18 protein-coding genes are annotated in these 19,209 nt (G+C 44.5%); 10 read left to right on the plus strand and 8 right to left on the minus strand.

What is annotated here, in order from left to right:
- The first annotated feature begins 175 nt into the window (after nt 1-175).
- From B0680_RS06750 to B0680_RS06760, 3 genes are all read left to right on the plus strand, one after another.
- Nucleotides 176-1,258: an AI-2E family transporter gene (locus tag B0680_RS06750; protein ID WP_078254329.1), complete on the plus strand. Its 1,083-nt coding sequence runs from the start codon at nt 176-178 to the stop codon at nt 1,256-1,258.
- Nucleotides 1,259-1,441: 183 nt separating this feature from the next.
- Entirely contained in the window at nt 1,442-2,209 is a 768-nt protein-coding gene (locus B0680_RS06755; protein ID WP_078254330.1) for a DnaA ATPase domain-containing protein, read from the plus strand.
- A gap of 86 nt (nt 2,210-2,295) precedes the next feature.
- Nucleotides 2,296-2,937, plus strand: coding sequence for a DUF2057 family protein (locus B0680_RS06760; RefSeq protein ID WP_078254369.1), 642 nt, complete (start codon nt 2,296-2,298; stop codon nt 2,935-2,937).
- A 77-nt stretch (nt 2,938-3,014) separates the two neighbouring features.
- Here the strand turns inward: B0680_RS06760 and zupT are convergent, their stop codons facing one another.
- The 7 genes from zupT to B0680_RS06795 form a co-directional block, all read right to left on the minus strand.
- On the minus strand, nt 3,015-3,806 hold the full coding sequence (gene zupT, locus B0680_RS06765; protein ID WP_078254331.1) for a zinc transporter ZupT: 792 nt from the start codon (nt 3,804-3,806) through the stop codon (nt 3,015-3,017).
- 132 nt (nt 3,807-3,938) lie between these two features.
- Nucleotides 3,939-4,196, minus strand: a complete 258-nt coding sequence (rpmA, locus tag B0680_RS06770) for a 50S ribosomal protein L27 (RefSeq protein ID WP_078254332.1) — start codon at nt 4,194-4,196, stop codon at nt 3,939-3,941.
- Nucleotides 4,197-4,259: 63 nt separating this feature from the next.
- Nucleotides 4,260-4,571, minus strand: a complete 312-nt coding sequence (rplU, locus tag B0680_RS06775; protein ID WP_078254333.1) for a 50S ribosomal protein L21 — start codon at nt 4,569-4,571, stop codon at nt 4,260-4,262.
- A gap of 132 nt (nt 4,572-4,703) precedes the next feature.
- Nucleotides 4,704-5,084, minus strand: coding sequence for a hypothetical protein (locus B0680_RS06780; protein WP_078254334.1), 381 nt, complete (start codon nt 5,082-5,084; stop codon nt 4,704-4,706).
- A gap of 24 nt (nt 5,085-5,108) precedes the next feature.
- Nucleotides 5,109-5,615, minus strand: coding sequence for a TPM domain-containing protein (locus B0680_RS06785; protein WP_078254335.1), 507 nt, complete (start codon nt 5,613-5,615; stop codon nt 5,109-5,111).
- Complete coding sequence (locus tag B0680_RS10830; protein ID WP_078254336.1) at nt 5,615-6,637, minus strand: TPM domain-containing protein; 1,023 nt, start codon at nt 6,635-6,637, stop codon at nt 5,615-5,617. Before B0680_RS10830 ends, B0680_RS06785 begins: the two co-directional genes overlap by 1 nt.
- 92 nt (nt 6,638-6,729) lie before the next feature.
- Nucleotides 6,730-7,341 (minus strand): LemA family protein, encoded by a 612-nt coding sequence (locus tag B0680_RS06795; protein ID WP_078254370.1) that lies wholly within the window; start codon nt 7,339-7,341, stop codon nt 6,730-6,732.
- A gap of 507 nt (nt 7,342-7,848) precedes the next feature.
- Between B0680_RS06795 and B0680_RS06800 the strand changes: the two genes are divergently transcribed.
- Together B0680_RS06800 and B0680_RS06805 are read left to right on the plus strand one after the other, a co-directional pair.
- Nucleotides 7,849-9,360 (plus strand): alanine/glycine:cation symporter family protein, encoded by a 1,512-nt coding sequence (locus B0680_RS06800; RefSeq protein WP_407662006.1) that lies wholly within the window; start codon nt 7,849-7,851, stop codon nt 9,358-9,360.
- A 111-nt stretch (nt 9,361-9,471) separates the two neighbouring features.
- On the plus strand, nt 9,472-10,689 hold the full coding sequence (locus B0680_RS06805; protein WP_078254338.1) for a WG repeat-containing protein: 1,218 nt from the start codon (nt 9,472-9,474) through the stop codon (nt 10,687-10,689).
- A gap of 62 nt (nt 10,690-10,751) precedes the next feature.
- On the opposite strand, the gene metH is transcribed toward B0680_RS06805, so the two are convergent.
- On the minus strand, nt 10,752-14,513 hold the full coding sequence (gene metH, locus B0680_RS06810; protein ID WP_078254339.1) for a methionine synthase: 3,762 nt from the start codon (nt 14,511-14,513) through the stop codon (nt 10,752-10,754).
- A gap of 173 nt (nt 14,514-14,686) precedes the next feature.
- On the opposite strand from metH, the gene B0680_RS06815 reads away from it, so the two are divergent.
- The 5 genes from B0680_RS06815 to truD are packed head-to-tail and all read left to right on the plus strand — an operon-like array spanning nt 14,687 to nt 19,188.
- The gene (locus B0680_RS06815) at nt 14,687-15,295 is read left to right on the plus strand and encodes a tetratricopeptide repeat protein (protein WP_078254340.1); all 609 of its coding nucleotides are present in this window, start codon (nt 14,687-14,689) and stop codon (nt 15,293-15,295) included.
- Between the two features lie 45 nt (nt 15,296-15,340).
- Nucleotides 15,341-16,618: a tetratricopeptide repeat protein gene (locus B0680_RS06820; protein ID WP_078254341.1), complete on the plus strand. Its 1,278-nt coding sequence runs from the start codon at nt 15,341-15,343 to the stop codon at nt 16,616-16,618.
- A gap of 15 nt (nt 16,619-16,633) precedes the next feature.
- Nucleotides 16,634-17,485: an SEL1-like repeat protein gene (locus B0680_RS06825; protein ID WP_078254342.1), complete on the plus strand. Its 852-nt coding sequence runs from the start codon at nt 16,634-16,636 to the stop codon at nt 17,483-17,485.
- 11 nt (nt 17,486-17,496) lie between these two features.
- Nucleotides 17,497-18,060 carry a DUF1543 domain-containing protein gene (locus B0680_RS06830; protein ID WP_078254343.1) on the plus strand — a complete coding sequence of 188 codons (564 nt, stop codon included), beginning with the start codon at nt 17,497-17,499 and terminating at the stop codon, nt 18,058-18,060.
- A gap of 48 nt (nt 18,061-18,108) precedes the next feature.
- Nucleotides 18,109-19,188 (plus strand): tRNA pseudouridine(13) synthase TruD, encoded by a 1,080-nt coding sequence (gene truD, locus B0680_RS06835; RefSeq protein ID WP_078254344.1) that lies wholly within the window; start codon nt 18,109-18,111, stop codon nt 19,186-19,188.
- Nucleotides 19,189-19,209: the final 21 nt, after the last annotated feature.

Genomic DNA, 19,209 nt, shown 5'->3' on the forward strand with positions numbered 1-19,209 from the left:
TGGCGGAAAAATATTGCCGTTTATTATAGCAAATTTTTCGGTTAAGTTTTATTCTGTTGTCAAAATTATTGAGTTTTTTTAAGTTTTGTCAAAAAATCTTGAGCCTTATATATCTAAAAAGCGCAAAATCGCTTAGAATAGTCCACAGTGATTCACCGATTGGAAAGTTTTATTAATGTATCGCACTGGCATTGACCCATTTTTTCGCAGATTGCTGATTTTGGCTGGTATTGGCATCTTGTTGTACGCCCTATTTTTGATGAAATCAGTCATCACGCCTTTTGTGGCGGCGTTTATTTTGGCGTATTTTTTGAATCCATTGGTCAGTGCCGTCAGCCGTATCATGCCCCGCATTTTGGCGATTAGCCTAGTATATCTCAGTAGCGCCGTGCTTGCGGTGGCGTTTTTTGTATGGCTTGTACCGCTACTGTGGGCACAGCTTGAGATTCTGTGGGAATCGCTGCCTGCTGCGGTGCTTTGGTACAATGATGTCGTGCGTCCTTGGATTTCGATGCATACTAATGCCGATTTGTTGCCACTTGATGCCAATGTCTTATCCAATGCTGCTTTAGAATTTTTGCAAAAAAACTATCAATTTGCCGATGCGCAAGGATTCATCAAAAAAGCCCTAAGCTCAGGGATGAACTTTGCCAACAGCTTTGGGCTTGTGGTGATGGTGCCTGTGCTTGCGTTTTATTTTTTGCTTGGTTGGGATAAGCGTCTTGCCACGTGGCAATCAGCCATTCCCAAGCCCTACACCGCCAAAGTCACACAAATCGCCCAAGACTGTAACGATGCCTTGATGAGCTTTGCCAAAGGTCAGCTACTGGTCATGCTACTGCTTGGCACGATTTATGCAGTACAGCTTGAGCTGATTGGCTTACAGCTTGGGCTGATTATTGGGATTATGGCAGGTATCGCAAGCTTTGTGCCTTATCTTGGCTTTGGCGTCGGTATCATTGCTGCGCTGATTGCTGGTGTGTTTCAATTTGGCTTTGACTGGCTACAGCTTGGGCTGATTGTCGGTGCGTTTATGGTGGGGCAAGTGCTCGAAGGCTATGTGCTACAGCCCCTATTGCTTGGCAATAAGATTGGGTTGTCGCCACTGTGGGTAATTTTCTCTGTGCTTGCTGGTGCTGCGATGTTCGGCTTTGTGGGTATGCTGATTGCCCTACCTGTTTCAGCGGTGATTAATGTGCTATTTTATCATGCTTATCAAGCCTATCTTGATAGCGACTGGCATCAAGGTCGCAGATAGTATCGCTTGTTTGATGAATAGCTTTTTATGTGGTGAAAAATTCATCACTTAAGTGCAGTTTTGTGAAATTTATCTTGCTTAAAATCCAGTAAATATGCTATATATATCAGTTGAAAAAGTTGATAAAAGCCTGATTTCATAGAAGATAATCGCAACGATAATAATTAAGAGCTCACCGTTACCATGACCGACCTACTTACCCAAGACTCGCTGAATATTGACATTCGCCAAGAAGCCAGCTTGGATGACTTTAAGTCCAAAGGTTTTCGCCCTATTCTTGACGCCATTGATAAGATGACCGAAGGAAGCCTGCGCGAGCTGTTTATCGTCGGCGGTTATGGGTTTGGCAAGACACATTTGGCGAACGCTATTCACGATTATTATACCAAGCGTACAGGACGCATGGCGATTAGCCTACATTTGGATGAACTCATCGAACAAGACCCACACGCAACGGCACTGGTTGGGCTTGAAATGTTTGATTTGATTATCATTGATGACTTGCAACTGGTACGCCACAGCTATGAATGGCAAGAAGGTCTGTTTCATCTTATCAATCGTATTCGAGAGCACCAAAAGCAGATTTTGTATCTAGCAGACAATCCAGCACGAGAGCTACAAATTGGCCTGCTTGATTTACACACTCGCCTATCATTAGCGCCTATGCTCACTCTGCCTACTCATGATGATGTCGAAGACCGCAAAATTTTGCTCGATACCATCCTAAAAAAGAAAAACTGGCGTCTGCCTGATGAGATTTTGGATTATCTACTCCAAGAAGGCCCACGCAATGCAGGTGACATCAATACGGTGCTCAAGCACATCACACCGCTGTTGACTCGCCTATCTCGCGTGCAAATCCCCAAAAAAACCATCACCGAAGCCAAAAATATCATTCTACGAGAGACCTTTATGCTTGAGATTATTGAGCATGAAGACTTGCACAGTTGATATTTTCTTCAAATGATGGATAAAGTTGTGGCAAAAACCCATAAATCATGCTATTTTATAAAAAGTTTATTTATCAGGATAAAGTTATGAAATATACCGCCCTAGCCTTGGCAGCCATCACCACTGTCATGAGCACCCAAGCATTCGCTGCTGTGCAATTAAAAGTTGATGATAACATCAAAGTTACCGCCATCAATGGTAATGAGATTCGCCACGGTCTGCTACAGCCATTGCAGCGTGAATTTACACTGGATGCTGGTCGCCACGTGATTACTGCACGCTATGATCGCCTGTTCAACCTAAACAGCAATGATCACGATTATCTCAAATCAGGCAATGTGACCATCACTGTAGATTTGGCGGACAATCAAACTTATCAGCTGATCATGCCAAATCAGCCAAATCACTATGCCGCTGCCAAAGAATATGCCAAAGCACCAAGCCTAGCTGTATCGCACAATGGCACAATCATCGCCCAAGAGAACACCAGCGAAAATCGCACAGGTATCCTAACTGGCATCACAGGTGCAATCGGTGGTATGTTTGGTCGTGGTGATTCAGCTGTCGTCGCAAACCAAAAAGCCATCGCAGCCATCAATAGCCAAACACCTGCACCAACAGCACCTGTTAGCACACCACAGGCTAACAACTTGGATGGCTTTATGCAACTATGGCTCAATGCCAGTGAAGAAGAACGTGAAAAAATCCGTCAATGGGTTGGTAAATAATCATTCGCCAATTGCGTGATGATAACAATAAAGCTCTGCCGCCTGACAGAGCTTTATTTTATGGTGAATAATAGGCGTTATAAATTAAATAATGCCAAACTAATTGCAATCACACCCATGCCACCAACCAAGCCATACACCGTCTCATGACCGGCTGAATATCGCTTGGCAGCAGGTAGCAACTCATCCATCGCCAAAAATACCATCGCCCCTGCGATAATACCAAACACCCAACCAAAAATCTCTGGTGATAAAAACGGCTTGAGTATAAAATACCCCATCACCGCCCCAAGCGGCTCTGCCAAACCTGAGATCAGACACGCCAACACCGTCAAACGCTTACTATGCGTGGCAAAATAAATCGGTGCAGCGATAGAGATGCCTTCAGGGATATTATGCACAGCGATGGCAAATGCCAATGGCGCACCCAATGTCGGACTCTCAAGGGTAGCAAAAAACGTCGCAAGCCCTTCTGGAAAATTATGCGCCGTGATGGCAAAAGCCGACATCAAGCCGATGCGTCTAAGATAATTTTGGTTCTTATCCAAAAACCGTGGATCATTGACATCCAGTGTCTCATGTGGATTGGGGATTAAGCGATCCAGCGCCAAGATAGCAAGCAGTCCTGCCAAAAATGCCGCTGTCGCCCAGCTAAAGCCTACGTCGCTCACTTCGCCAAAACTATCCACCGACTTACCAAAAATCTCAGTCAAGGATACAAATACCATCGCACCGGCTGCAAATGCCAGTCCAAATGCCAACACCCTAGGACTTGGGGTTTTTTGAAAAAAGACCAAGGCACTACCCAACACTGTGGCAAGTCCTGCCGCCAAGGTAATCCCAAACGCCATCAAGACATGATCGATCATGAGTTACTCATTTTGGAATGATTGATTGTATTGATAAATCAGATTTGAAAAAATTATCAAATCCTATAAACAAAACAGACTCATCATGACAGATCATGATGAGTCTTGGCTTTGAATCAAATTAGCTAAGAATTATTTAGCCAATACAGAAACATAGCGACGGCCAAATTGACCTTTGGTTTCGAACTTAACCACACCTTCGGTCAAAGCGAATAGAGTGTGGTCACGACCCATACCAACGCCTTCACCTGCGTGGAACTCAGTACCACGTTGACGAACGATGATGTTACCAGCAACTACGTCTTGACCGCCAAATACTTTTACGCCAAGCATTTTTGGGTTAGAATCACGACCGTTACGAGTAGAACCTGCGGCTTTTTTATGTGCCATGAGAATATCTCCTATTGGGATACCGTTGAGTGCGCTCTAGGTATCAAATACTAATGTGGTGAATTAAGCGTTGATGGCTTTGATTTTTAGCTCAGTGAACCATTGACGGTGACCTTGCTCTTTGTGGTAGTGCTTGCGACGACGGTGCTTAACGATACGCACTTTCTTGCCACGACCATGATCAACCACTTCAGCTTCTACACTCGCACCAGCAACTAGCGGTTCACCGATTTTGATGTCAGCGCCATTGACAACCATTAGCACTTCTTCGATTTTTAGCGTTGCGCCTTTTTCAGCTTTTAGTAGCTCAACTTTCAAAGTCTCGCCAACGCTAACACGGTGTTGTTTACCGCCACTTTTGATTACTGCGTACATCTTGAGTTCTCCAGATAAACCTGTGTGCCGTGGCTATCCCTTGATAGCACTTGATAACGAACACGACAAGGATGCAAAATAAAGCGACATTCTACTAAAACTTTTATCCAAAAGCAAGGATTATTTTATCTATCAGCTACCCGCATCAATATGTGCACGGATTTTGGTCAATACCGCACTGACATCCGCCGCCACAAAGTCAGGCGCAAGATTGATAATCAGCACATCATCAAGCCACCGCTCTGCCATCACTGCCTGTGCATCAATGGTGATGATGGCTTTTTTCACGCCTGATTTGGCGATGATGATGCGAGTAGCTTTTGGTTCAAGCGTGCAATCTTTTAGGTTTGGTGATAGCATATTGTACAGTTTTTGGGTCGTTGGCGGTAACGCTATCGATGGCATGGATGGCTGTTTTGGCTTATGAAACATCGGCTTTAAACTTGCTGCCAAAAATAGCACAACCAACAACAAACTTAAGCCAATCAGCCAAATCACTGCACTGTACGACATGGTATTATTTTATTCTCTGTTAAATTATTTTAGGTATTTTACACAGTTGGGTAACTCATTACCCATCACATCATTGCTTGGCTGATGTGTTCGCAACAGCTCGCCGGTTGCCAAAATCAGCTCACAAATGCCCTGCGCCATTTGCTGTTGTCTAAATCGCTCAAGGGTTTGTGTACACAGTGATTGCCAAATGCCATCCGCCACCCGCCGATCAATGCCACGATCCGCCACAATCTGTAAATCATGCTCGCACAGATTGACATAAATCAGCACACCTGTATTGTGCTCGGTGTCCCACACATGATGCTCGGCAAATAGCTCAATGGCTCTATCACGGCAAGTCTGATGATAAGCACTGCCAATCGGTAGATGATTTTCGATAATCACACAAATCTCGCCACTATGACCAATCTCGGCTTGCGTGATGGCATTGCCAAGCGCCTGCTTGACCGAGTTGGTCAGCCAGCGACTGTGAAACATCGGCACATACATCAGCTGTCTAAATAACCTTGCGATACTTGTCTGTCTCATTACCACGATCCCCCTGCACCGCCACCGCCAAAACTGCCACCGCCGCCACGATAGCCACCGCCGCCAAATCCACCACTTGAACCGCCAAAGCCACCGCTTGAGCGACCAGATCGACCACCGCCACGATATTGACCGCCTGTACCTAAGCTATTAGCAGCTGACAAGCCACTCACAAGTAGGAGCAAAAATAAAACCGACGCTGCTAGAATCGCCAACAGTACATTCAGTCCTGCGAACATACCAACTATCACAAAGCCTATTGCAACTAGGCTAGCACCGAGTACACGCCCAAGAATGCCCGTAACAATCTTACCTATAATCAACGCAATGATGAATAATGTAATCAAATCAAAGGCAACGTCTTCTGGTGCATCCGCACCTACAGCATTCATCCGAGCAAGCGTCTCAGGATCTGCTTGTAGCCTACTATCAATGGCATCAACCGCTTGCATCAAGCCATCAGCATAGCGACCATCTTTAAAGGCAGGGGTCATCTGTTCACGGATGATGCGCTTGGCAATCGCATCAGGGATAATGCCTTCGAGCCCATAACCTGTCAAAATCTGCATCTTGCGGTCATTGACAGCGACGACGATCAGTAGTCCATTATCCGCATCTTTGTTGCCCAAACCCCAACGATCCGCCACCTGCATTGCATAATCAAAGATAGGCTCGCCATCGGTGCTAGGCACAATCACAATGGCGATTTGCGCTTTGCCCTGTTGATGGATTTGACGCAGTCGCTCTGATAAGGCTTGATTCTGCTGTGTGCTCAATAGTCCTACTTCATCAATGACAGGCGTATCCAAAATCAGCTGATTGGCAGGAGTGCTACTTTGAGTATCTTGCGTGATACCATCGGCACGCTCTGCCGTCTGTATTTCTTGTGATGACAGTGTCGCTGTCGCTAATTGGCTATTTGCTTGACTGGCAAGCGTATTAACAGGTAGGCACAGCATGGCAAGCGACAAGATAGCTGCTGTCACTTTGGATGATTGCTTTGGGTTTTTTAAAATAGCCATCAACACCGCCGCATTAATATAAATACATGAATATCAATTAAGCCAAATTAGCACAATATATCAGCACCATGCATTAGCACATTAACATATTATCAATTGCTATTTTTATTATCACCACCAAATTCAACCTTTGGCGCGGTTGAAATGGCTTGTTCGTTTTCGACACCAAAATTCGGCTTGGTGCTCATGCCAAACACTTTGGCAGTGATGTTAGTTGGGAATTGTCGCACGGTGGTATTATAGACTTTGACATTTTCGATATAACGGTTGCGTGCGACTGTGATGCGATTTTCGGTGCCTTCTAGCTGAGCTTGCAAGTCTTGAAATGCTGCATCTGCTTTGAGCTCTGGATAATTTTCAGAGACCATCATCAAACGAGACAAGGCAGACGTCATCTGACTTTGGGCGGCTTGATAATTCGCCATCGCTTGTGGGTCGTTGAGCGTTTCGGGGGTGATTTGCACGCTACCGACTTTGGCTCGTGCTTCGGCCACTTCGGTAAAAACCTTCTCTTCGTGCTTGGCATAACGCTCGACGGTCGCCACCAAGTTTGGCACTAAGTCCGCTCGGCGCTGATATTGGTTCACCACTTCTGACCAAGATGCATTAATCTCTTCGTCCTGCGCTTGCATGGCATTATAGCCACAGCCTGATAGACCAAGTGTCATCGCAAGCATACCGCCCATAAGCCACTGTTTTTTCATTGTTTTCATTAATTTTCCCTTGAATATCAAACCAAAATACAAAGCCAAATATAAGCCAATTATCAAATTGATAAAAAACCACACAGCTACCATACCGACAATACGGCAAGATTTCAATCAAAATTACAAAATCACTAAATTCCTACTTTTCGTTGAAACAATATTACAAGGTTAGACAAAGTTCAGCCCAGTCATCATACGATTTTTGGCCATTTTTATGCATATTTTCTCTGTAATCATGAATTTTTTATCAATTTTTACGAAATATTGCATTTTTTACTAGCTTTTATCACGATTTTATGGCAAATTGCAACAATCCAAGTTGTGTTTGTTTCAGCCAAGCTTTTATTGGTTAAATTTTGTTACACAATTTGGGGCAAATGGATTGATCATCTAAAGGTGAACTTGTGCGTGCTTGTGCGTGATAGTAGCATTGATGACGAGTTAGTCTTTAGATGGTCAGATTGATCTTAGTATCGTTTTGATACAAAAAACAAAATTAAGGATATGCTTATGGAAAGCATTATTAACGCAATAAATGACGTTGTCTGGAGTCCATGGCTAGTTTGGCTATGCTTGGCAACCGGTCTGTTCTTCTCTATCCTAACTCGCTTTATGCAGCTGAGACATTTCAAAGAAATGATTAGCCTGCTATTTGCTCGCAACGAATCACCAGAAGGCATTAGCTCATTTCAGGCATTGGTAGTTGCACTATCAGGCCGTGTGGGCATGGGTAACATTGCTGGTGTTGCGGCGGCGATTGGTTTTGGTGGCCCAAGTGCGGTATTTTGGATGTGGGTGATGGCGTTTTTGGGCGCATCAACCGCTTATGTCGAATCTACCCTAGGTCAGATTTATAAGGTCAATGACAAAGGTCAATACCGTGGTGGTCCTGCTTACTACTTCGAAAAATTCTTCGGCGGTGGTTTTGGTAAGGCTTATGGCCTATTGGTTGCACTTGCATTCGTTGTTTCTTGTGGTCTGTTCCTACCAGGTGTACAAGCCAACGGTGTTGTCAAGGCTGTCACTGGCATCACTGGTGAAGGCGCAATGGTTAGCACTGCCTTTGGTGATGTTGGTACAAACACCCTGATTGTCACGCTAGTCGTTGTTGTCCTACTTGGTCTAATCATCTTTGGTGGCATCAAGCGTATCGCTCGTGTGGCTGAGTTTATTGTTCCATTTATGGCGCTTGGCTATATCTTGATGGCGGTGCTTATCATTCTATTTAACTTTGATAAGATTCCTACTGTCTTTGGTCTAATCATGAGCGACATCTTTAACCCAATGGCTGGCTTTGGTGCGGCGATTGGCTGGGGTGTAAAACGTGGTGTTTACTCAAACGAAGCTGGTCAAGGTACAGGCCCACACCATGCGGCGGCAGCTGAAGTTCAGCACCCTGCACAGCAAGGTATCGTACAAGCATTCTCTGTGTATATCGACACCCTGTTCGTGTGCTCGGCGACTGCCTTCATGATTCTAATGACTGGTATGTACAACGTCCAAGGCACTCTACCAGAAGGTCAATTCCTAGTACAATTCGTTGACCCTGCAACCACCATCAGCGGTCCTGCATTCACTCAAATGGCTGTATCTAGCGTATTTGGTGGCTTTGGTAGCGTATTCGTAGCGGTGGCGGTATTCTTCTTCTCATTCACCACCATCATGGCGTACTACTACATCGCTGAAGTGAATATGGCATATCTGACTCGTTCATTCAAATCAGACTTTGCTCTATTCCTAGTCAAACTAATCATCATCCTAGCTGTTGCTTATGGTGCGGTCAATAGCGCAGGCTACATCTGGACCATCGGTGATATCGGTGTGGGCTTGACTGCATGGCTGAACATCATCGGTATGCTGGCTATCTTCTTTATGGCAAAACCAACTCTACTTGCCCTAAAAGACTACGAACAGCAAAAGAAAGCTGGTGTTACCAACTACACCTTCGACCCTGCTAAGCTTGGCATCCGTAATGCTACCTTCTGGGAAGAAAAGCTAAAAAACAAAAAAGACTAATCTATCCTTACTCAAAACAAAAGCCCTACTGATGTAGGGCTTTTGTTTTGAGTATTGCTTAATGCGCTAAAATCAACTACTATTAGCTCATCAATACAACGGGTTTAAACTATGAAGTTTTCTAGCATTCTTAAGTCTTTTGTAATTACTAGCTTAATCAGTATTATGCCGACTGGTTACGCCGAATACAGTGAGACACAAAACATCGATAGAAGTAAATGCCTATCTGGTAACAAAAACTTGCCTACAGGATTGGTTTATAATTATGATATGACTATGTTTGACGACTACGGATCATGCAATGATTTGTTTGATGAATTTGGCTATGCAGTTGTCAAAAACACAATCACTCAAAAGGTAGGCATGGTTAATCGCCAAGGAAAAACTGTTATTGCTTTTGATTACGAAGATGTCAATGCGTTTTCCGAAGGCTTGGCTGCTATTAAACAAAATGACAAATGGGGTTACATTAATAAGAATGGTCAGATTGTCATCAATCCGCAATATGATGATGTTGGCTTTTTTTCTGATGGCATGGCTTGGGTGTCATTAAACGATCAGGTGGGCATAATAGATAAACACAATAACATTATTGTTCCGACTGAATATGATAGAGTGGATATTCCTTCAAATGGTTATATCGCTGTGGCAAAAAATGAACGATTATACTACTACACAACGGAAGGCAAAAAAGCTTTCGAACACAGCTTTGATTTGCCAAACAATATCATTGAAAACATCAATCGTTTCTCTGACGGGATGGCAGTTGTTGGTAAAGTTGCTGGATATAACAGCAATAACACCGCCATATTAGAATACGGTTATGTTGACACTACTGGCAATCTTGTAATTGACTATCAATTCAAAAGTCCTTTTGCGTTTTCTGAAGGTTTGGCAGGCATTCTAGGCAATCAATTGGATACACCCATTGGTGAACTCCATGAGGTCTATTATATTGATAAAACCGGTAAAACAGTAATTCCTGCCGATTATCTCGCCCCTCAATTCCCACAAACGGGTTCTTATGCCGGTATGTTTTCCAATGGCTTAGCCCCTGTGGGAATTATTCCCGATCGATACGAGGGGGATTACCCTATCGTGAAATACGGCTATATAGACAAAACAGGTAAATTAATAATCGATTATCAATTCAATGAAGCTATGTCATTTGGCAATCTGGATATGAATGACTGCTATTACACCGTCGATCAAATTAGCAGCGATACAGCCCTAGTGGTAAACAATGGACAATTTCAACTCATCAATCGTAAAGGTAAGAAACTAGCCACAATACCCGAACACAAGATACTTGATTGTGTTGGCATTTAATTTCCAGATGCAAAACCGCTTTGACATCATATCAAAGCGGTTTTTAAGTCTAAGACTATGGCTTATAGATTCGGATTCAGCCATTTTTCAGCAGTCTTAATATCCCAACCCTTACGGCGTGCGTAGTCTTCTAGCTGATCGGTGCTGATTTTACCGACATTAAAATAAGTGCTGTCAGGGTGGCTATAATAAAAACCCGATACGCTAGACGGTGGCCACATGGCATAGCTTTCGGTCAAGTATGTACCGATGGCGTTGGTGGTATCTAGCCAGTCAAACAGCTTACCTTTTTCGGTATGCTCAGGGCAAGCAGGATAACCCGGTGCAGGACGGATACCGACATATTGCTCTTTAATCAGCTCTTCGTTGCTTAGGTTCTCATCGGCTTGATAGCCCCAGTAGTCTTTGCGAATCAGCTCATGCAGATGCTCGGCAAAGCTTTCGGCTAGGCGGTCGCACACTGCCTGCACCATGATGGCGTTATAGTCATCGCCTTTTGCCTTATACTCATTGGCAAGCTCTTCAGCACCAAAGATAGATACGGTAAAGCCGCCCAAATAGTCATTGCCATTGGGTGAGATAAAGTCAGCTAGGCTGTAGTTTGGCTTGCCTGTTGCTTTATCGCTTTGTTGGCGTAAGTGTTCAAAATGGTAGCTTTCATTACCTGCTTCATCACAAACGGCGACGGTATCAGGGGCGGTACGCTTGGCTTTGTCTAGGCGAAATACCGCTTTGGCAGTGACAAGCTTATCCGCCATCAGCTTGTCAATCATCGCCATCGCATTGGCGTACAAATCACGGGCTTCGGCACCAACCACTTCATCATCAAAGATTTTTGGGTATTTACCGACCAATCCCCACGAGATAAAAAACGGTGTCCAATCAATATACGGCAATAAATTTTCAAGCGGATAATCATCCAACACCACTTGACCTAGTGTATTTGGTACAGGTGGCGTGTAATTATCCCAGTCATATTGGAAACCTTCGGCGATGGATTGCTCATAGGTCAGCTTCGCCCCTTTTGGCTTACGATTGGCTAGGCGTTCACGCACTTCGCTGTACTCGCTACGGATTTCATCAATGAACTCGCCACGCTTATCCTTAGACAATAAAGTCGTCGCCACACCCACCGCACGGCTAGCGTCCGCCACATAGACGACGATGTCGTTTTGGTAATTGGGTTCAATCTTGACCGCCGTATGTGCCTTAGAAGTCGTCGCACCACCGATAAGTAGCGGTAAGTTAAAGCCCTGCTCTTGCATTTGCTTGGCGACATACACCATCTCATCTAGGCTTGGGGTGATGAGTCCCGATAGTCCGATGATATCGACATTTTCACGCTTGGCGGTCTCAAGGATGGTCTCGCACGGCACCATCACGCCTAAGTCAATGATTTCATAGCCATTACAGCCAAGCACTACGCCGACGATATTTTTGCCGATGTCGTGCACATCGCCTTTGACGGTCGCCATAAGAATTTTACCCTTAGACTCGCCTGCGACTTTTTCGGCTTCGATATAAGGATTTAGCCATGCCACCGCTTGTTTCATCACACGGGCGGATTTGACCACTTGTGGCAAGAACATCTTACCTGCGCCGAACAAATCCCCCACCACATTCATACCATCCATGAGCGGCCCTTCGATGACATCAAGCGGTCTTGGGTATTTTTGGCGAGCTTCTTCGGTGTCTTCGTCAATATAAGTAGTGATACCCTTGACCAAAGCATATTCAATACGCTTTTCAACACTCTGTTCACGCCATGATAAATCAGCACCGCCTGATTTGGCTTTACCATCTGTATGATAATTTTCGGCAACTTCTAGCAGTTTTTCGGTGGCTTCGTTGTTTTCGTTATTACGGTTTAAAATCACATCTTCGATGGCATCACGGGCGGACGGCTCAATCTCATCATACAGCTCGAGCATGGCAGGATTGACAATGCCCATCGTCATGCCGTTATTGATAGCGTGGTACAAGAACACCGCATGAATCGCTTCACGAATCGGATTACCACGAAAACTAAACGACACATTGGACACACCGCCCGACACCATCGCATTGGGTAGGTTGTCAGTAATCCATTTGGTCGCTTTGATAAAGTCCACGCCGTAGTTGTTATGCTCTTCGATACCTGTGGCTACCGCAAAGATGTTTGGGTCAAAGATGATGTCTTCGGATGGGAAACCCACTTCATTGACCAAAATGTCATAACTGCGTTTACAAATCTCAATCTTGCGTGCTTCGGTGTCTGCTTGACCGACTTCATCAAACGCCATAACAATCACCGCCGCCCCGTATCGCATACATAGGCGAGCCTTGGCGACAAATTCATCATAGCCTTCTTTCAATGAAATAGAATTTACAATCGCCTTACCCTGCGTGCATTTTAGACCTGCTTCAATGATGTCCCATTTTGATGAGTCAATCATCAGTGGCACTCGGCTGATGTCAGGCTCGGACGCAATCAGATTGACAAAATGAATCATCGCCTGCTTGCTGTCTAGCATGGCTTCGTCCATGTTGATGTCCACGACCTGAGCGCCGCCTTCTACTTGGTCTCGGGCGACATCAAGCGCTTCTGCGTATTCTTCATTTTTAATCAGTCTTAAGAATTTCTTTGAGCCCGTAACGTTAGTACGCTCACCGACATTGACAAATAAGCTATCTCGAGTGATGTTAAAGGCTTCTAGCCCTGACAGACGGCAGGCAGGCTTATATTCAGGAATGGCTCGTGGTGCAAAGGGTGATACCATCTGGACAATCGTGCGGATATGCTCGGGTGTCGTGCCACAGCAGCCACCGACGATATTGACAATGCCTGCTTTGGCAAAGCCCTGCACCATCGTGGCGGTCTCGGTCGCCGTTTCGTCATATTCGCCAAATTCATTAGGCAAGCCTGCATTGGGGTGTGCTGACACAAAGGTTTCGCAGACATCGGATAAGCTTTGGATATGTGGACGAAGTGCATCTGCACCCAAAGCACAGTTAAAGCCAATCGAGATAGGCTTGGCGTGGCGTACCGAATTATAAAAGGCTTCTGCCGTCTGCCCTGACAGCGTCCGCCCTGATGCGTCGGTAATCGTACCACTAATCATAATCGGCAGCTCAAAGCCAATCATCTCAAATACGCCCGTGACCGCAAAAATCGCCGCCTTGGCATTAAGCGTATCAAACACCGTCTCAATCAAAATAATGTCCGCCCCACCGTCAATCAGTGCCAGCGTACTTTCGGTGTAGTTATCCACAAGCTCATCAAAGGTAACATTACGAAACGCAGGGTCATTGACATCAGGCGAGATGGAGCAGGTGCGAGAAGTCGGACCGATGACACCCGCAACAAAACGGGGCTTATCAGGGGTTTTGGCGTTGTATTCATCACAGGCTAGGCGAGCTAGGCGGGCAGCTTCTCGGTTAATCTCATAGGTGAGATGTTCCATGTGATAATCCGCCATCGAAATCTGCGTACCATTAAAGCTATTGGTCTCAATGATGTCCGCCCCAGCTTCCAGATAGCTTCTATGAATGGCGCTGATGATATCAGGCTGTGTCAGGACGAGCAGGTCATTATTACCCTTGACATCGTTCGTGATGTCGGCAAAACGAGCACCCCGATAATCACTTTCGGTGAGTTTATAATTCTGAATCTCTGTACCCATCGCCCCATCAAGGAACAAAATTCGCTGTTTGAGTAGCTCTGTCAAGCGTGCTTTGTTGGTGCTTTGGGCATCACGATAGGCAAATTCGCCCTGTGGTGTGCGGATAAAATTATCAGGATTGTGTGGCTTATGTGCGGTGTTGTTATTGGCTGATACGCTCATGATTTTTCCAAAATTTGGCAAATAAAATGTGGCTATTATAGCAGTTTTATGGCGTGATGATGGCTAAGTTTTTGTAATTTTTGTCAAGGTGATATTGGTTGCTTATAGATTGTTTCGATATAGAAATATTGCTATACTATTACCCAAATTTCACGGATAAATAAGGATAGTTTGTGAATACCATCTTAATTGGTTTGGGTTTATTTGCCTTGCCACTCACTTTATGGGCACAGCCGAACAGCTATTTCAAATCAAATACCGCTTATGTAGCATCAGTATCTGATATAGATATTGATGCTGCAATCGACAGCTTAATCGCTAGTTCTGCCACAACCAATACAAAGAAAACAAATTGTTCACCCAAAGACCCTATTTCTTATACCCAAGATGAATTTGAAAGCATAATGAATGATGCCAATCTTGGCAATTCATTCGCTCAAAATGAACTTGGGTTTTATTATCAAAGTCATGGTGAAAACCATCAAGCAGCAACTTGGTATAAAAAATCCGCCGAGCAAGAAAATCCATCCGCTCAAAACAATCTAGCATACTTGTATGAATATGGCTGTGGCGTGCGTCAAGACCTTAAGCAGTCCAGACGCTTATACACATTGTCGGCAAAAAATGGCAATGCCGTAGCACAACTCAATCTTGGTAATTTTATTCTTGCTTATGATGCTCGCAACAAAGCCAATGTTGCCATCGCCAAAGAATGGTATGGTAAAGCCTGTGATAATGGCAATCAGCGTGGCTGTGATGAATATCGCAATCTAAATCGATGATTTGTGATTTATTGTGAATTTTTTTAATCAATTAGGGATAGAATTATGAAAAAATCATTAATCGCTACCGCTTTATGCTTATGCCTGTTTTCGGTCTGTCAGGCAGAATCACGGTATTATAATTACAATGCCGACACCGAAGAAATTGAAAATCGAAAATCACAACTAATGGCACAAGCAGAATCGGGTGATGCTAAAGCTCAATTTGATGCTGGTTTGGCTTATGCGGAAGGGCTTTATATCAATAGCGACCCAATGGTGGCTTTCTCTTGGTTTGAAAAATCAGCCAATCAAGGCAATGCTGATGCTATGGCAATGCTTGGTTACTTTTATCTGCATGATGATTTCATCTATCAAGATATTACAAAAGGCAAATCTCTAATACAACAATCAATAGATGCGGGCAGTGCCTATGGTCTGATGATAAAAGGCATTATACATTATGAAGCAATAGGTGGCACTCAACAAGACCACCAAAAAGCCAAAGAATGGATTCAAAAAGCCGCAAATCTTGGCAATGCCAAAGCTCAAGACCAACTTGGCGTAATATATACAGACGGCATAGGCACTCCAATAGATTACCAACAAGCTTTGTATTGGTACACCAAATCTGCCGAGCAAGGATTTGCAGCTGCGCAAAACAACATTGGGTATTTATATCACAATGGCTATGGTGTAGAGCAAAGCGCCGATAAAGCAATCGAATGGTATGAAAAAGCTGCCAAACAAGGTTATACGCTTGCACAATACAACTTGGGATTTATTTATCTATATGATACTGGTTCATATAAAGACTATACAAAGGCGTATTTTTGGCTAACAAAATCAGCAGAACGTGGCTATTCATTAGCCCAAGCAGATTTGGCAAATATATATTTCAATGGATTTGGCATCAAAAAAGATATGGGATTAGCCCTTGAATGGATTACTAAAGCAGCCAATCAAGGACTTGCCAATGCTCAATTCAATCTTGGTGTGATGTATGAAAAAGGTCATGGTGTAAAGCAAGATTATCATCAAGCAGTACACTGGTACAAAAAATCTGCCAATCAAGGATATGCTGACGCCCAACTAAATTTGGGCTATATGTACGATAATGGCTATGGCGTACGCCAAGATTATAAACAAGCCTTTAACTGGTATGCCAAAGCCGCTGCCCAAAATCATGCTATAGCTCAATACAATATTGGCAATCTGTATAATAATGGTCAAGGCGTCCGCCAAAACAAAACCACCGCTAAAGAATGGTTTGGCAAAGCCTGCGATAACGGTTATCAATACGGCTGTGATGAATATCGCAAGCTAAATCAACAGGGTTATTGATAGGTAGGATAAAAGATGAAAAAGCTAGCAACTTTGGCAATGGGGCTTATGCTATCGATGTCGGTGATGGCGAATACTGCCTTTGACCAAGGGGTGTATTATGCCAGTCTAGGCACTGATGATGGTTATCGCCAAGCATTTAGTTATTTTAGTCAAGTGGCGGAACAAGGGGATGACCAAGCCCAACTAATCGCAGGCTTGATGTCTATTGACGGTCAAGGCACTACCCAAAACTATTCACAAGCCCACCAATGGCTTAGCAAATCAGCCAATCAAGGCAATGCGAACGCCCAGTATAATTTAGGAATGATGTATTATCAAGGGTATGGCATTCCAAAAGACACCCAAAAAGCCATTGATTATCTAAACCAAGCCGCCGAACAAAATCAAATCCAAGCACAATATAATTTGGGATATATTTTTGCCACCCATCCAAGTCATCTCAATGGCAAAAAGGCTGTGGAGTGGTACACCAAATCCGCCAAACAAGGCTTTGCAAAATCCCAATTCAACCTTGCTCAACTTTATTATGATGGCAAAATTATACCCCAAGATTATCAGCAGGCTTTGTATTGGTACACACAAGCTGCTACACAAGGTCTTGCAGATGCACAGCTTAATCTTGGTGCAATGTACGGCAATGGTATTGGGATAACTCAAGATAACACACAAGCAAAAGATTGGTTTTTAAAATCTGCTGAACAAAGTAATATTTTTGCCCAAATCAATCTTGCCAAAATGTACTATCATGGTCAAGGCATCAAAAAAGATTTAACACTCGCCAAACAATGGCTTGGTAAAGCTTGCGATAATGGCTATCAAAAAAGCTGTGATGAATACCATGAACTAAACCAACAAGGTTATTAACAGGGGAAACTATGTATCTATATATGCTAAAAATCGGTGCTACGCCCAAAGGTCGGCTCATAGAACAACACGATATTTTCTTTGGTATCGCCGATGAAGTCCATGAATTGATACCGTATTTTGAATCGGCTTGGGCACAGATTAAGGACATTTGGCACTTGGACGCCTATCGCACAGTCACCGCCGTTGATGGCTATCGCATCGAAGTCATCGACAGGCACACTACACCTGATGTGTCATCTGACAAACAGCTGTACTTTGTCAATCTCGGTGGCTACAAGCCCAATCACTTTGAAGAATATCATCACAAGCTACTCATCGTCGCCGACAGCATCCACCAAGCGACCGCCATCGCCAAACAAAGTGAGTTTTATCAAGAATTTAATATTGCTAATACTCGGGCGACATCACATATCGATGATAAATACGGCGTGGATATTGACGAGATTCACAATGTCAGCGATGTACTACCCCAAGCGTTCAAAGACCGCTACCGCCTGCGTATCACCGCAGATAGCACGGCGACGGCTGATGAGATGGTGATTGGCTATCTGCCGAAGAAGTTGTTTGTATGATACAATGCTCGCTAAGCCATTCATTAGCGAGCATGACCGAGCGACACCATGACCCATCCCATCTGCCAAGCGATTTATAAAGCCACGCCTGCTGACTTTATCGTCACCGAAAATCTTGCCATCGAGCACACCTGTGACGGCGAACATCTGTGGTTATATATCACCAAAGTCAATCTAAACACCGCCTATGTCGCCCGCCTGCTTGCTGATTGGGCAGGCGTGCCCGTGCGAGATGTCGGCTATTCGGGGCTAAAAGACCGCCATGCCATCACCCATCAGTGGTTCAGCATCCGCCTGCCAACCAAAGCCGTGCCAAGTACGCCTTTTAGCGAGTTTATCAAGCCACATCTGCATAACGGCGAGTCCGCCGAGATTATTAAGCAAGCTTGGCATAGTCGCAAGCTGGGTCGTGGTACGCACAAATCCAATCACTTCACCATCACCCTGCGAGCCATCACAGGTGACAAATCAGCCATCGATGACAGGCTAAACCAAATCAAAACTAGCGGCGTGCCAAATTATTTTGGCGAACAGCGATTTGGCAATGATGGCAAAAATACCGAGAAAGCCAAGCAGTTTTTTGACAAAATCCTAGCCAGCCCCAAGCCGTATCGCCCAAATAAGAAAACCGCCGAGCGTGATAGCTTGCTTATTTCGACCGCTCGCAGTGTGCTATTTAACGCCATGCTTGATGCTCGTGTGGCTGATGGCAGTTGGCAAACGGCACTTGATGGTGATGTGTTTAATCTCAATGGCACAGGGTCAATCTTTGTCGCTGATATTGATGATGACATCCATGCCCGCCTAAATAGTGGTGATATTCACCCCACCGCCCCGCTGTATGGCACAGGCACGCCCAAGCACAGCAATGATGTCGCACGCCTGTATGATACCGTGCTTAGCCGTGATGACTTTGCGGTATTTTGTCAAGGATTACACAAGATTGACGCCAAAATCAGCTATCGCCCCTTACGCCTATTGGTGCGGTTACTGACTTGGCGATGGGTAGATGATGCGTCGTTGGTGCTGGATTTTGAGCTACCAAAAGGGGCATTTGCGACCGTCGTGCTATCGGCGGTGGTGGATGAGCTGATTTTACACTCACATCACGATGCGCCGAAAGCGTGATATTTACATTCCATCTTAAGG

Origin of the sequence: Moraxella pluranimalium, assembly GCF_002014825.1 — a bacterium.
Classification (GTDB): Bacteria; Pseudomonadota; Gammaproteobacteria; order Pseudomonadales; family Moraxellaceae; genus Moraxella; species Moraxella pluranimalium.